This is a genomic window from Xanthomonas sp. SI (assembly GCF_014236855.1).
Classification (GTDB): Bacteria; Pseudomonadota; Gammaproteobacteria; order Xanthomonadales; family Xanthomonadaceae; genus Xanthomonas_A.
On the sequence record NZ_CP051261.1, the window covers coordinates 964,580 to 978,218 of the forward strand.

A 13,639-nucleotide genomic window follows, 5' to 3' on the forward strand; every position below is an offset into this window, starting at 1 on the left:
GGTGCTCCTCTTCTGGGATCAGCATCCGCGGCAAGCAATCACGGATAACACCTTTTCGCCAGGGATTCTTGCCATTGTCGTGATCTTCCCAGATTCACTATTCCGGCGGTCTTCGAGTCTCGATAGCACCACGAGCACGCGACACCCTCTAGAATCCGCCCATGACTTCCCCCCAGATCGACTTCGACGCGCTGCGCCCCATCGGCTGGCCCTGGCCCGGCATGCCGGAAGAACCGGCCTGGCTGGCGGCGATGGCCGCGCATCCGCTGGCGCGGCCGGCGCGGGTCAGCGAGCAGCACCGCACCGGCTATGTGGTGGCCGATGCGGTGGATGCCGGCTTCAAGGTCGAGTCGTTGCCGGAATGGCAGCGGCCGCGCTTCCCCAGCCACGAGCGCGCCGCGGTCGGCGACTGGGTGCTGCTGGAGGACGACAAGCGCATTGTCGCGCTGCTGCCGCGGCGCACCGCGATCAAGCGCGGCGCAGCCGGCGAGCACTATCACCAGCAGGTGATCGCGGCCAACATCGATACGGTGTTCATCGTCTGCGGCCTGGATGCGGACTTCAATCCGCGGCGCATCGAGCGCTACCTGCTGCTGGTCGGCGGCGGCGGCGCCGAGCCGGTGGTGATCCTGACCAAGGCCGATCTCACGGAGTACGCCGACGATGCGCTGGCGGTGCTGGAGGAGTTGGCCGCGCAGTCGATTCCGCTGCTGACCGTCAACGCCAAGGACCCCGACAGCGTGGCGGCGCTGCGGCCGTGGCTGGGGGCCGGGCGCACCGCGGTGCTGGTCGGCTCCTCCGGCGCCGGCAAGTCCACGCTCACCAACACCTTGCTCGGGGTGGAGAAGATGCGCACCGCGGCAGTGCGCGAGAACGATTCGCGCGGCCGCCACACCACCACCCATCGGGCGCTGCTGCCGCTGCCGTCCGGCGCCTGCCTGATCGACACGCCGGGCATGCGCGAGCTCAAGCCCACCGGCGAGGAAGACCTGGCCGAGGGCGGGTTCGCCGACATCGAGGCGCTGGCCGCGCAGTGCCGCTTCAACGATTGCGCGCACCAGGCCGAACCGGGCTGTGCGGTGCAGGCGGCGATCGAGCGCGGCGACATCGAGGAGGCGCGGCTGGCCAACTACATGAAGCTGCGCGAGGAAGTGGCCGGCGCCGCCAGCAAGCTGGCGCAGCGCCAGGCGCAGAACGCGGACGCCGCCAGGTCGGGCCGGCCCGGCGCGGGCAAGCCCGGCGGCAAGCGGCCGCCGCCGCGCAACCAGCGCCGCTGAGCGGCCGCGCGCGCCCGCCACGCTCGCGATGACCGCGCTGCCTGCCGAGATCCTGCACCACGCCGCTCTGGATGCGCGCCTGGTCAAGGCAGTGCGCGGCATCCGCCTGTTGGCGCTGGCGAGCTGGCCGGCGGCGGTGCAGGCGCCGTTCCTGGACAGCGTGGCGCGCGGCCAGCCGCAGCTGCCGCAGGTGCAGTACCCGCGGCTGGATTTCGCCGACACGCGCCGCGAGCTGGCGGCGATCGCGCAGGCGGCCGATCCGACGCATCCGCTGGGCGCGTATCTGCAAGCCTCCGCGCATAGCTGGGACCTGGCCGCGGCGTTGCTGGAGTCGCTGGGCACGCCGGCGGTCGGCACGTACTCGGCGCAGCTGTTCGGCGTGCCCGAGGATCCGATGCCCGGGCATGGCCCGACCACCCGCGATGCCGCGCGCCATTTCATCCATATCGCGCAGGACCTGGACCGCGAACTGCTGTCGGCCGAAGAACAGGTGCCGGTGTCGGCGACGGCGCTGCGCCTGCTGCTGCAACGCGATCTGGACGAATTCTTCGGCGCGCGGGTGATCGCGGTGGAGCTGGATCCGGAGTTGCTGGCCAAGGCCGCGGCCGGCGCGCACCGCATCCGCCTGCGCACCGGCGCCTCGTTCAGCGATTACGACCGCGCGCAGCTGTTCCACCACGAGGCGCTGGTGCATTCGCTGACCGCGCTCAACGGCCGCGAGCAGGCGCACCTGCCGAGCCTGGCCTTGTCGTCGCCGCGGGTCGCCGCCACGCAGGAGGGCCTGGCGACCTTCGCCGAGCAGATCACCGGCAGCATCGACATCGCGCGCATGAAGCGGATCAGCCTGCGCATCGAGGCGATCGCGCTGGCGCGCGGCGGTGCCGATTTCATTGAGGTGTTCCGTTATTTCGATGCAGCCGGGCAGTCGCCGGCGGAGAGTTTTTCCTCGGCGCAGCGCGTGTTCCGCGGCGTGCCGACTGGCGGCGGTGCCGCTTTCACCAAGGACACGGTGTATCTGCGTGGGCTGGTCTCGGTGCACACCTTCTTCCGCCAGGCCTTGCAGCGCGATCGCCTGCCGCTGTGCCGCTGGTTGTTCGCCGGCAAGATGGCGCTGGAGGACGTGGCCGCGTTCGCGCCGTTGTTCGAGGCCGGCGTGCTGGCGTCGCCGCGCTGGTTGCCGAACTGGGTCGCGCGCGCCAGCGGCCTGGCCGGGATGCTGGCGTTCTCGCTGTTCGCCAACCGCATCCGCATGGATCAGCTGGACGGCGCCGAAGGCGCCTGAACGCCAGCGCGCCGCGCTCACCCGCCGCGAATGCATGCGTGCCGATACTGCGCGCCTGGCCTGCAGCGCATGGCCGCCATTTCCACGCAAACAAGGGACATTCACATGAAAATTCTGATGGTGCTGACCTCGCACGACCGCCTCGGCGACACCGGCCACAAGACCGGCTTCTGGCTGGAGGAATTCGCCGCGCCGTACTACGTGTTCAAGGACGCTGGCGCCGAGATCACGCTGGCTTCGCCCAAGGGTGGGCAACCGCCGCTGGACCCGAAGAGCGACGCGGCCGATGCGCAGACCGCGGCCACGCAGCGCTTCAAGGCCGATGCGGACGCGCAGCGGCAGCTGGCGAGCACGCGGCCGCTGGCCGACGTGCAGATGGCCGACTACGACAGCGTGTTCTATCCCGGCGGCCACGGCCCGCTGTGGGATCTGGCCGAGGACCGCACGTCGATCGCGCTGATCGAGGCGTTCGAGCGTGCCGGCAAGCCGATCGGCTTCGTCTGCCACGCGCCGGGCGCGCTGCGCCGGGTCACCGCCGCCGATGGCGCGCCGCTGGTCAAGGGCCGCCGCGTCACCGGTTTCACCAATGGTGAAGAGGCTGCGGTCGGTTTGACCGAGGTGGTGCCGTTCCTGATCGAGGACGAGTTCCAGCGCCTCGGCGGACTGTACGAGAAGGGCGCCGACTGGGGCGTGCACGTGGTGGTGGACGGCAAACTGGTCACCGGCCAGAACCCGGCTTCGTCCGAGGAAGCGGCGAAGGCGTTGCTGGGGTTGTTGGGCAAGTGAGTGTCTGTGGCGCGCGTTTTTCGGCGGATGCCGGGCGCGTGTCGCAATGCTGGCTCGAGGGCTAGGCAAGGCGTCGGCTTGCCTTCTGTAGGAGGGACTTCGGTCCCGACCGCTTTCGGGATCGGCCAGGTTGCGGCTTCGTGCGTCGCGACTGAAGTCGCTCCCACAAGGGCGCTTTGCCGTGCAGGCATCGCTGCTTTCTGTGGGAAGGGTTTCAGTCCCGACGCTGTCCGGGTTCGTAGCGTCTGCTGCTTCGTTTGTCGCGGCTGAAGCCGCTCCTACAAGGGTATTGGCGATACATGCTATGCCCGTTTTCTGTAGGAGGGACTTCGGTCCCGACCGCTTTCGGGATCGGCTAGGTTGCGGCTTCGTGCGTCGCGACTGAAGTCGCTCCCACAAGGACGCTTTGCCGTGCAGGCATCGCTGCTTTTTGTGGGAAGGGCTTCAGTCCCGACGCTGTCCGGGTTCGTAGCGTCTGCTGCTTCGTTTGTCGCGGCTGAAGCCGCTCCTACAAAGGAATTGGCGTGCATGTCATGCCCGTTTTTCTGTAGGAGGGACTTCAGTCCCGACCGTTTATGGGATCGGCCAAGTTGCGGCTTCGTGCGTCGCGACTGAAGCCGCTCCTACAGAGGCGCTTTGCCGTGCAGGCATTGCTGCTTTTTGTGGGAGGGACTTCAGTCCCGACTGCATCGGAGCCGGATCGCGGCTGCGGCCCCGTGCGTCGACGGTCTAATCCTCGAAAGTGCTGCTCCGATGCAGCGCTTTCGCGAGTCCGCGGCGTCCGCAGGGCGCGCCGCCGCGCTCAGCCGCGCCGCCACCAGCGCAGGCCGTAGGCCGGCAGGATGCCGTCCCATTCCTGCAGCGTGGCCGCGTCGGGTCCGCCGTCGGCGATGGCCTGCCATTCGCCAGTGCCCAATGCGTTGCGATCCACCGCCACCGGTTGCGCACTGAAATTGTAGGCCGCGACGAAGTCTGCGCCGCGCGCGATCCCGAGCAAAGCCGGATCGCCCAGCGGCAACGCCCGCAGCGGTTGCCCGGCAGCCAACGCAGCGGTCGCCGCACGCGCGGCGATCAGCCGCCGCAGGCGGGTATAGACCTGGCCGGGAAGGCTTGCTTGGTCGTCGCGCCGCGCGGCGCGCTCCCAGTCCATCGGCGGGCGGTGCAGCCAACGGCCTTCGTGGCGGCGCAGCGGATCGCTGCGATAGTCCGCGTCGTTGCCCAGCGCCAGTTCGTCGCCCATGTACAGCAGCGGGATGCCCGGCATCGCCAGCGCCACTGCGTACAACAGCAGCAGGCGTCGGATCGCCAGTTCCAGGGCGGCGGCATCGCCAGCGGCCAGGGCCGCCTCGATGCCGACCAACGCGGCGCTCATGCCGTTGCTGCCGTGCACGCCGTCGCCGCTGCTCTGGAACGCTTCGCCGCGCGCGTAGCTGCCCGGCACGCCGCCGGCGAAGAAGCGTGCGGCCTGCGCGAGGTCGAACGGCGCGTTGCCGTCGCTGCCGGCCGCTTCGCGCTGCAGCACGTTCCAGCCGATGTCGTCGTGGCAGCGCACGTAGCTCAGCCACGCGCAGGCCGGCGGCAGCGCCGGCGTCTGTGCGATCGCGCCCTGCACGATGTCGCCGCGCTGCGCGGCCAGCGCCACCCAGCCGGCGGCCATCAGCGTGCTGTGGTAGGCCAACTGGCATTCGTGGCCGCGTGCGTCGCCGTCGCCGAAGTAGGGCGGCAGCTGCGCCATCGGCACGATCGCCTCGGCCTTCAGCAGCACCGCCGGCGCGGCGATGTCGGTGAGCGCGCGCAACGCCTGCAGGATGGTGTGCGCCTCGGGCTGGTTCATGCAGTCGCTGCCTTCGCGCTTCCACAGGTAGGCGGTGGAATCCAGCCGGAACACTTCCACGCCCAGGTTGGCCAGGCGCAGCAGGGCCAAGGCCATCTCGCCGAACACCGCCGGGTTGCTCCAGTCCAGGTCCCATTGATAGGGATAGAACGTGGTCCACAGCCAGGCCTGGGCGTCCTCGACCCAGGTGAAGTTGCCCGGCGCGGTGTGCGGGAACACTTCGCCCAGGGTGCGTTCGTAGCGGTCGGGCAGGTCGCGGTCGGCGAAGTGGTGGTAGTAGTCCAGGTAACGCGCGTCGCCCCGTTTGGCGGCCAGCGCCCAGGGGTGGTCGTCGGCGGTGTGGTTGAGCACGAAGTCGGCGCACAGGCTGATGCCGGCGCCGCGCAGGCGCGTGGTCAGGGCGACCAGGTCGGCGTTGTCGCCGAGCCGTGGCTCGACCTGGCCGTAGTCGCTGACCGCGAAGCCGCCGTCGTTGTCGCCGTCGCGCATGCGCAGGAACGGCAGCAGGTGCAGGTAGCGCACGCCCAGTTCCTGCAGGTAGGGCACGCGTTCGCCGACGCCGGCCAGGGTGCCGGCGAAGCGGTCGGCGTAGGCGCTGTAGCCGAGCATCGACGGCTCGCCGAACCAGTCCGGCGCGCGCGCCGCATCCAGTTCGGCCAGTGCCGGCGGGCGCGCGCGGATCGTGGCGGCGACCGCGTCGAGCCAGCGCGGCAGCCATTGCGCGTAGTGCGGATGCTCGCCGTACAGGGCCTGCAGGGCGGCGAACAGACGTGGGCCATGGGCGCCGTAGCGCGCGTGCGCGCCGGGCTGTGCGGCCAGTGCCGCGTGCATGCCGGGGTGATCGAAGAGGGGAAAAGCGGTGTTCATGATGGGCCGCGCCCGGGAGCCGGGCGCGACGGGCTCCTTGGGTCAGAAATCGTAGCGCACGCCGACGCTGGCGGTGCGGCCGGGGATGGAGCGGGCGCGGATGATGGCATTGTCCGGAATGCTCGCGTCCTCGGCTTCGGTCAGGCCGAAGGCGTCGAACAGGTTGTTGACGTTCAGCGACAGCGTCAGCGCATCGCTGACACGGTAGTTGCCGAACAGGTTCACCTGCGTGTAGCCGGGCATCTTCAACTGGTTGCTGTCCTGGGTGTAGGCCGAGCTGGTGCCGATCGCGTTGACCCCCACCTCGTAGCGCTCGCCGCGGTAGCTGGGAGTCAGTTGCCAGACGAACCTGGCCTGGCGGCGCGGCGTGTGGCCTTCGTTGGCCGGGGTGATCTGGTCCTTGTCGATGGTCGCATCGGTCCAGGTCGCGCCGCCGTTGATGGCGAAGCCGCCGCTGCGGTAGGCCGCTTCCAGCTCCAGCCCGTGCGCCTTGTAGGTGCGGTTGAAGAAGCGCTGGCTGGTGGCCTCGTAGTTCTGTTCCTGGGTGCGCGCGGCGAAGGCGGTGGCGAACACGCTCAGGCCGCCGGCGCGCCACTTCAGGCCGCCCTCGAGCTGCTTGACGAAGTTCACCGCTTCGTCGGAAGACACCGAGCCGTCGTCGCGCACCACGCCGAACAGCAGTCGGTCGGCGTTGGCGCGCGCGCCGCGACTGTAGCGGGCGAACGCGGCCAGATCGTCGTTGAGCATGTAGTTGCCGCCGAGCGAGTACGACAGGTAGTTCCAGTCGTAATCCACCGGCTTGCGGTTGGCGTAGTCGATCGTCGCCACGCTGCGCTCCGGCGCCTGGATCACGCCGTCGCCATCGACGTCGAGATTGTCGACCAGCAGTCCGCCGGCGGTGTCGCCGCGTGCCTTGCCCATGTCATAGCGCACGCTGGCGTCCACGCTCAACGGTCCCTGGTCCCAGCCCAGCGCCACGTAAGGCGCGTTGATGGTGTAGCGCACGTCGTAGTGGCGGGTGTTGTCGGTGCCCCAGTAGGGCACACCGTAGGCATACAGGCCGTTCTGCGAGAGCAGGCTGCCGTCGGCCGCGATCACGTCGAGCAGGCGCGAACGGCTGGACACCGACTGCACGTAGGAATTCCAGGTCCAGTCCATGTCGATGACCTGGCGCGAGCTGTACAGGCCGGCCTTGAGATTGACGTTGCCGCCAGTGCCGTTGCCGAAGTCGCGCGCCAGGCTCAGGTCGTTGACCGCGTTGCCGAGGTCGTTGATGCGGGTGTTGAACAGGTGGGTGCGCACCGCCTGGCCGCTGTAGGGTTGGCCGTCGGCATCGCGCAGCGTGGCGCCGACGCCGCCGATCTCCGTCGCCAGGTTGGCGGCGTCGGCCACCTCGGCCGGGAACGGCGAGACGAAGCGGCCGGAGGTGTCGGCGATACGGAACTTGTCGGTCAGGGTCCAGCCGCCGCCGATGTCGAACTGCGCCTCGGCGCCGATCGCGCGCGACACCGGGTGCATGCCGTCGCCGAGCTCGACGCGGGTGAGCCGGTTGCTGCCGTCCAGGCTGTTGCTGCTGCGGAAATACGGGCTGTACAGGGTGTCGCTGCCCGGATCGAAGCTGCCCACATCGTGGAAGTGCGGCGAACCGTCGCTGCCGCTGACCAGCGTAGGCACCGGCGTGTAGGCGGCGGCGCGGTCGTTGAGGTACTTGGCGTAGACGCGCACGTAGCCGTTGTCGAACAGCCGGGTCAGGTTGGCCTTGAGCTGGCCGCCCTTGTCGGTGGCGTAGCCGGCGTCGCGCACGCCGTCGCCGCGGCGGTAGTAGCCGCCGACGTTGAACTGCCAGTGCTCGGCGAACGGCGCGCCGTAGTCGAAGTCCAGGCGCGTGTTGTCGAAGCGGCCGAGGCCGCGGCTGAGGCCGACACTGCCGCCGGCGGTGTCGCCGGTCTTGCTGATGAAGTTGATGATGCCGCCGGGCGAGTTGCTGGCGAAGGTCGAGGCCGAGCCGCCGCGGATCGCCTCGATGCGCTCCAGGCTGTAGTCGGCGCGCAGGAAGATGTCGGCGTTGCCGAAGGCGATGTCGCCGAATTCCAGCACCGGCAGTCCGTCTTCCTGCAACTGCAGGAACTTGGCGCCGCCGGAGGCCACCGGCAGGCCGCGCACCGCGATGTTGGCATTGCCTTCGCCGCCGCTGGATTCGGAGCGGATGCCGGGGATATTGCGGAAGATCTCGGCGGTCGAGCGCGGCGCGGATTGCTCGATCGCTTCGGCGCCGACGGTGCTGACCGACACGCTGGATTTGAGCTTGCTCTTGGCGCTGGCAGTGCCGGTCACGAACACCGAATCCAGGCTGACCACGTCGGCCTGCGCGGGACCGGGCTGGGCGGCGGGCGCGGCCGCGTCCTGGGCGCAGGCGGCCGGGGCGGCCAGGGCCGCGGCGACGGCCCAGGCCAGGGTATGCAGGCGGATCGAAGGGTGGTGCATCGCTATCTCTCCCGAAGCGAGGGGTGACGCGGGTAGGGCCGGCATGCGGCGTGCGACGGCGTGGACCGGCGCGGCGCCCATGCCGGACAGGCGGTGGGGTGGCGCAGTGATACGGCCTTTTGCAATCGATTGCAATTTTTATCTATGGAAAATTGTTGAAGTCGCCGTAGACAATGTTTGAATGCGGTTTTTCAAGAAAATCATGGTGCAACGCAGCGTTACAAACGATTGCATAAATCCCAACATCCGCTCCGCCGCCGTGGCGCGCCGCCCGCGGCGTCCTCGGCTTCTTCCTGTCAGGCTGATGCCCATGCGCTCCGATCGCCCCTTGCTTCCGCTGTCGCGCGTGCTGGCGCTCAACGCTGGTTTCTTCGGCGTGCAGTACAGCTTCGGTCTGCAGCAGAGCAACATGAGCCCGATCTACAACTACCTGGGCGCCGATCACGCCAGCCTGCCGTACCTGTGGCTGGCCGGGCCGATCACCGGGCTGGTGCTGCAGCCGGTGGTCGGCGCGCTGAGCGACCGCACCGTCACCCGCTGGGGCCGGCGCATGCCGTACATGGTGGTCGGCGCGCTGGTGTGCAGCCTGTGCCTGCTGCTGATGCCCTTCAGCGTGGCGCTATGGATGGCGGTGAGCCTGCTGTGGATGCTGGACGCGGCCAACAACGTGGCGATGGAGCCGTATCGGGCCCTGGTCAGCGACGTATTGGCGCCGCGCCAGCGCCCGCTCGGCTATCTCACCCAGAGCGCGTTCACCGGCCTGGGCCAGACCCTGGCCTATGTGACCCCGCCGCTGCTGGTGTGGTTCGGCATGAACCAGGACGCGGCCAATGCGCACCATATTCCCTACGTCACCATCGCCGCGTTCGCGATCGGCGCGGGCTTCTCCGCGGCCTCGATCCTGCTCACCGCGCGCAGCGTGCGCGAGCCGGTGCTGCCGCCGCTGGAACTGGAGCGCCTACGCGCTGCGCCAGTGGGGCCGTTGGCCACGCTGCGCGAGATCGCCGATGCAGTGCGGCACATGCCGCCGACGATGAAGCAGATGGCGCCGGTGATGCTGTTCCAGTGGTATGCGATGTTCTGCTACTGGCAGTACATCGTGCTGTCGCTGTCGACCACGCTGTTCGGCACCACCGAGCCGGATTCGCACGGCTTCCGCGAGGCCGGACTGGTCAATGGCCAGATCGGCGGCTTCTACAACTTCGTCGCCTTCGTCGCCGCGTTCGCGATGGTACCGGTGGCGCGCCGTGTCGGCCCCAAGGCCACGCATGCGGCCTGCCTGCTCGCCGCCGGCATCGGCATGTGCCTGCTGCCCACGATCCACGACCGCTGGCTGCTGCTGTTGCCGATGATCGGCATCGGCCTGGCCTGGGCGAGCATGATGGGCAATCCGTACCTGATGCTGGCCGACAGCATCCCGCCCGAGCGCACCGGCGTGTACATGGGCCTGTTCAATCTGTTCATCGTGCTGCCGATGCTGATCCAGATCGTGACCCTGCCGCTGTACTACGAGTCCTTGCTGCACGGCGACCCACGCAACGTGATCCGCCTGGCCGGCGCACTGATGCTGATGGCGGCGGTGGCGATGCTGTTGGTCAAGGGCCGGGAATCGGGAATCGGGAATGGGGAATCGAAGAAGGGAAGTCGATAAGGCTTCAGTTCGCGCCGCCGCGCTTTTCCGATTCCCCACTCCCGATTCTCCATTCCCGGCTCTTCACGCCGAATCACGCACCACCAGGCTAACCGCCAGTTCCACCGATTGCAGCGGTTGCCCGTCGATCAGGCCGAGCACGCCGTCCACCAGCAGCCTCGCCGCCTGCGCCAGGTCCTGGCGTACCGTGGTCAGCGGCGGCTGGCTGTAGGTGGCCAGCGGGATGTCGTCGAAGCCGACCAGCGAGATGTCCTGCGGCACGCGGTGGCCGGCTTCGGTCAGCGCGCGGATCGCGCCCAGCGCGATCACGTCGGAGGCAGCGAACACCGCATCGGGCGGATCGGCCTTCTTCAGCATCGCCCGCGTCAACCGGTAGGCGTCTTCGCTGAGGAAGTGGCTGCGCGCATGCAGCCGCGGATCGAACTCCAGGCCGTGGCGCTCGAGCATGCGCCGGTAGCCGGCGAAGCGCGGCGCCACCTCCGGCAGTTGTTCGTCGCCTAGGAAGGCGATGCGGCGGCGGCCGATCTCGATCAGGTGCGCGGTGGCCAGCTCGCCGCCGCGCAGGTTGTCACTGCCGATGCTGACGTAGGCCTGGCCGTCGATGCGGCTGCCCCACACGACCATCGGCAGGCCGCCGCGCGCGGCGGCGTCGAGCGCGGCGTGCTCGGAACTCTGCCCAAGCATGATCACGCCGTCGGCGCGGCTGCCGTGCGCCAGGTCCTCGACCCAATGGTCCTGGTGCCGGTCCAGCTTGGACAGCAGCATGCTGTAGCCGCGCGAAGTCAGCGCGTCGGCGAGCAGCGCCAGCATGGTCATCATGAACGGGTCCGACAGCGGCTGCTCGTGCGCGTGCATCAGCGGCACCGCGACGCAGACGATGTTGGAGCGCCGCGAGCGCAGGCTGCGCGCGGCCAGATCGACGCGATAGCCGGCCTCGCTGGCCAGTTGCTTGATATAGGCGCGGGTGCGTTGGGCGACCACCGGGTTGTCGGCCAGCGCGCGCGAGACGGTGGATTCGGACACGCCGGCCATGCGCGCGATGTCGGCCATCTGCAGGCGCGCGCCTGGCGCGGTGCGGTCGGGTTTGTCGGACATGCGGTGTCGGCGCTGGCGCAGGGAGCGGAATCGGCAGTGTATGCCAGCCGCTGCGATGCCAGCGCCAACCCGTGAGGCGGTGCCGGCCTAGCCCATGTGCAAGCCGCCGTTGACCGCGTAGTCGGCGCCGGTGACGTAGGCCGCTTCGTCGGAGGTCAGCCAGCCGCACAGCGCGGCCACTTCCTCGGGCTTGCCGAGCCGGCGCAGCGGCACCGAGGTCGCCAGGCGGTCGAGCACGTCCGGCGGGAAGCTGCTGATCGCGGCGCTGGCGATATAGCCGGGCGACACCGTGTTGACGGTGACCCCGCGCGAAGCCACTTCCTGCGCCAGCGCGCGGCTGAAGCCCTGCATCGCCGCCTTGGCGGTGGCGTAGTTGATCTGCCCGATCTGGCCCTTCTGCGCGCTGACCGCGCCGATGTTGACGATGCGGCCCCAGCCGCGCGCGGTCATGCCGTCCACCACCTGCTTGGTGATGTTGAACAGCGAGTTGAGATTGCTGGCGATCACCGCCTGCCAATCCTCGCGGCTCATCTGCCGGAACAGGGTGTCGCGGCTGCCGCCGGCGTTGTTGACCAGCACGTCGATCTCGCCGACCTCGGCCTTGACCTTGGCGAACGCGGCGACGGTGGAATCCCAGTCGGTGGCGTTGCCTTCGGAGGCGACGAAGTCGAAGCCCAGTTCGCGCTGCTCGCGCAGCCACGCCGACTTGCGCGGCGAATTGGGGCCGCAGCCGGCGACCACGGTATGTCCGTTGCGCGCCAGCTTCTGGCAGATCGCGGTGCCGATGCTGCCCATGCCGCTGGTGACGTAGGCGATTCGTAGCGTCATGCAAGAACTCCTTCGGAGTTGGGATTCGGGAGTGGGGATTCGGGATTGGACAAGCGGAGCGGGCCTGGGCTGTTACGAATCCCGAATCCCGAATTCCCAATCCCGGGCGGCGGTCAGCGCGCCAGCGGAAAGAGGCCGAACAACAAGCCGCCGCCCATCAACAGCAACGACACCAGCACCGCCCACTTGATGGTGAAGCGCTGGTGGTCGGCGAAATCGACCTTGGCCAGGCCGACCAGCAGATAGGTCGATGGCACCAGCGGGCTGAGCAGGTGCACCGGCTGCCCGGCCAACGAGGCGCGCGCCATTTCCACCGGAGTGATGCCGTAGTGGCTGGCCGCTTCGGACAGGATCGGCAGCACGCCGAAGTAGAACGCGTCGTTGGACATGAAGAAGGTGAACGGCATGCTGGCGAGCGCGGTGATCACCGCCAAGTACGGACCCCAGGCATCGGGAATCACCGCCAGGAAGCTGCGCGACATCGCCTCGACCATGCCGGTGTTGGAGAGGATGCCGGTGAACACGCCGGCGGCGAAGATCAGCGACACCACCGACAGCACGTTGCCGGCGTGGTTGACCAGGCGCCGGCGCTGCTCGGCCAGGTTCGGATAGTTGATCAGCAGCGCCAGCGCGAAGCCGATCATGAACAGCACCGGCATCGGCAGCACGCCGACCACCAGCGCCGCCATCAGCGCCAGGGTCAGCACCAGGTTCACCCACAGCAGCTTCGGCCGCTTGATGTCCTCGGCGTCCTCCACGGTCGGCAGCGCATCGCCGTCGTCGGCCACGCTGCTGTCCAGCCAGGTGTCGCCCGGCAGCGCGGCCACGCCGAGCCGGCGCCGCTCCTGCATGCCCAGATACCAGGCCAGCAGCAGGATGCCGGCGATCGCCAGCGCCATCGCCGGCACCAGCGGCACGAACACGTCGGCCGGGTCCACGTGCAGCGCGGTGGCCGCGCGCGCGGTCGGCCCGCCCCACGGGGTCAGGTTCATCACCCCGCCGGCGAGGATGGTCACGCAGGTCAGGTTCAGCGCGTTCATGCCGATGCGCCGGTACAGCGGCAGCATCGCCGACACGGTGATCATGTAGGTGGTGGAGCCGTCGCCGTCGAGCGAGATCAGCAGCGCCAGCACCGCGGTGCCGACCACGATCTTCATCGGGTCGCCCTTGACCAGGCGCAGGATGCGCCGCACCAGCGGATCGAACAGGCCGGCGTCGATCATCACCCCGAAGTACAGGATCGCGAACATCAGCATCACGCCGGTCGGCGCGATCTTCTTGATCCCTTCCAGCATCATCTCGTTGATGCCGGTGCCGAAGCCGCCGGCCAGCGCGAAGGCGATCGGCACGATGATCAAGGCGACCAGCGGCGACAGCCGCTTGCTCATGATCAGGTACATGAAGGTGATGACCATTCCGAAACCGAGCGCGGTCAGCATGGGAGTTCCTTGGGTGGTACGGGGGAAAGAGGCGTTGCTGCTGTTTTGTAGGAGCGGCTTCAGCCGCGACAGGATCTTTCCGGTACCGACCTGTCG

The 13,639-nt window shown here is 68.8% G+C and carries 9 protein-coding genes; 4 read left to right on the forward strand and 5 right to left on the reverse strand.

The features are described from left to right. Window positions 1–161: 161 nt before the first annotated feature. From rsgA to HEP75_RS04185, 3 genes are all read left to right on the forward strand, one after another. Window positions 162–1,277 (forward strand): ribosome small subunit-dependent GTPase A, encoded by a 1,116-nt coding sequence (gene rsgA / locus HEP75_RS04175; protein ID WP_185815294.1) that lies wholly within the window; start codon window positions 162–164, stop codon window positions 1,275–1,277. Window positions 1,278–1,305: 28 nt separating this feature from the next. Continuing rightward, window positions 1,306–2,559, forward strand: a complete 1,254-nt coding sequence (locus HEP75_RS04180) for a flavohemoglobin expression-modulating QEGLA motif protein (RefSeq protein ID WP_185825558.1) — start codon at window positions 1,306–1,308, stop codon at window positions 2,557–2,559. A gap of 105 nt (window positions 2,560–2,664) precedes the next feature. Further along, complete coding sequence (locus HEP75_RS04185) at window positions 2,665–3,345, forward strand: type 1 glutamine amidotransferase domain-containing protein (protein ID WP_185815296.1); 681 nt, start codon at window positions 2,665–2,667, stop codon at window positions 3,343–3,345. Between the two features lie 802 nt (window positions 3,346–4,147). Here HEP75_RS04185 and HEP75_RS04190 read toward each other — a convergent pair. After that, a complete protein-coding gene (locus HEP75_RS04190; protein WP_185825559.1) occupies window positions 4,148–6,010 on the reverse strand; it encodes an alpha-amylase family glycosyl hydrolase in 1,863 nt (620 codons plus the stop codon). Between the two features lie 78 nt (window positions 6,011–6,088). Beyond that, the gene (locus HEP75_RS04195; RefSeq protein ID WP_185826491.1) at window positions 6,089–8,536 is read right to left on the reverse strand and encodes a TonB-dependent receptor; all 2,448 of its coding nucleotides are present in this window, start codon (window positions 8,534–8,536) and stop codon (window positions 6,089–6,091) included. A 304-nt stretch (window positions 8,537–8,840) separates the two neighbouring features. Here HEP75_RS04195 and HEP75_RS04200 point away from each other — a divergent pair, with 304 nt between their 5' ends. Beyond that, window positions 8,841–10,181: an MFS transporter gene (locus HEP75_RS04200; RefSeq protein WP_185825560.1), complete on the forward strand. Its 1,341-nt coding sequence runs from the start codon at window positions 8,841–8,843 to the stop codon at window positions 10,179–10,181. A gap of 63 nt (window positions 10,182–10,244) precedes the next feature. Here the strand turns inward: HEP75_RS04200 and HEP75_RS04205 are convergent, their stop codons facing one another. The 3 genes from HEP75_RS04205 to HEP75_RS04215 all read right to left on the reverse strand — a co-directional run bounded on the left by HEP75_RS04205 (window position 10,245) and on the right by HEP75_RS04215 (window position 13,543). Next, window positions 10,245–11,276, reverse strand: a complete 1,032-nt coding sequence (locus HEP75_RS04205) for a LacI family DNA-binding transcriptional regulator (RefSeq protein ID WP_185815298.1) — start codon at window positions 11,274–11,276, stop codon at window positions 10,245–10,247. A gap of 87 nt (window positions 11,277–11,363) precedes the next feature. After that, window positions 11,364–12,104: an acetoacetyl-CoA reductase gene (phbB, locus tag HEP75_RS04210; protein WP_185815299.1), complete on the reverse strand. Its 741-nt coding sequence runs from the start codon at window positions 12,102–12,104 to the stop codon at window positions 11,364–11,366. 113 nt (window positions 12,105–12,217) lie between these two features. Continuing rightward, on the reverse strand, window positions 12,218–13,543 hold the full coding sequence (locus HEP75_RS04215; protein WP_185825561.1) for a CitMHS family transporter: 1,326 nt from the start codon (window positions 13,541–13,543) through the stop codon (window positions 12,218–12,220). Between the last annotated feature and the right edge of the window lie 96 nt (window positions 13,544–13,639).

Bases quoted from the DNA above. Each gene is read 5' to 3' on its own strand.
- HEP75_RS04180 (WP_185825558.1), top strand. From the start codon at position 1,306: ATGACCGCGCTGCCTGCCGAGATCCTGCACCACGCCGCTCTGGATGCG.
- rsgA (WP_185815294.1), top strand. From the start codon at position 162: ATGACTTCCCCCCAGATCGACTTCGACGCGCTGCGCCCCATCGGCTGG.
- HEP75_RS04205 (WP_185815298.1), bottom strand. From the start codon at position 11,276: ATGTCCGACAAACCCGACCGCACCGCGCCAGGCGCGCGCCTGCAGATG.
- HEP75_RS04215 (WP_185825561.1), bottom strand. From the start codon at position 13,543: ATGCTGACCGCGCTCGGTTTCGGAATGGTCATCACCTTCATGTACCTG.
- HEP75_RS04185 (WP_185815296.1), top strand. From the start codon at position 2,665: ATGAAAATTCTGATGGTGCTGACCTCGCACGACCGCCTCGGCGACACC.
- HEP75_RS04190 (WP_185825559.1), bottom strand. From the start codon at position 6,010: ATGCACGCGGCACTGGCCGCACAGCCCGGCGCGCACGCGCGCTACGGC.
- HEP75_RS04200 (WP_185825560.1), top strand. From the start codon at position 8,841: ATGCGCTCCGATCGCCCCTTGCTTCCGCTGTCGCGCGTGCTGGCGCTC.
- phbB (WP_185815299.1), bottom strand. From the start codon at position 12,104: ATGACGCTACGAATCGCCTACGTCACCAGCGGCATGGGCAGCATCGGC.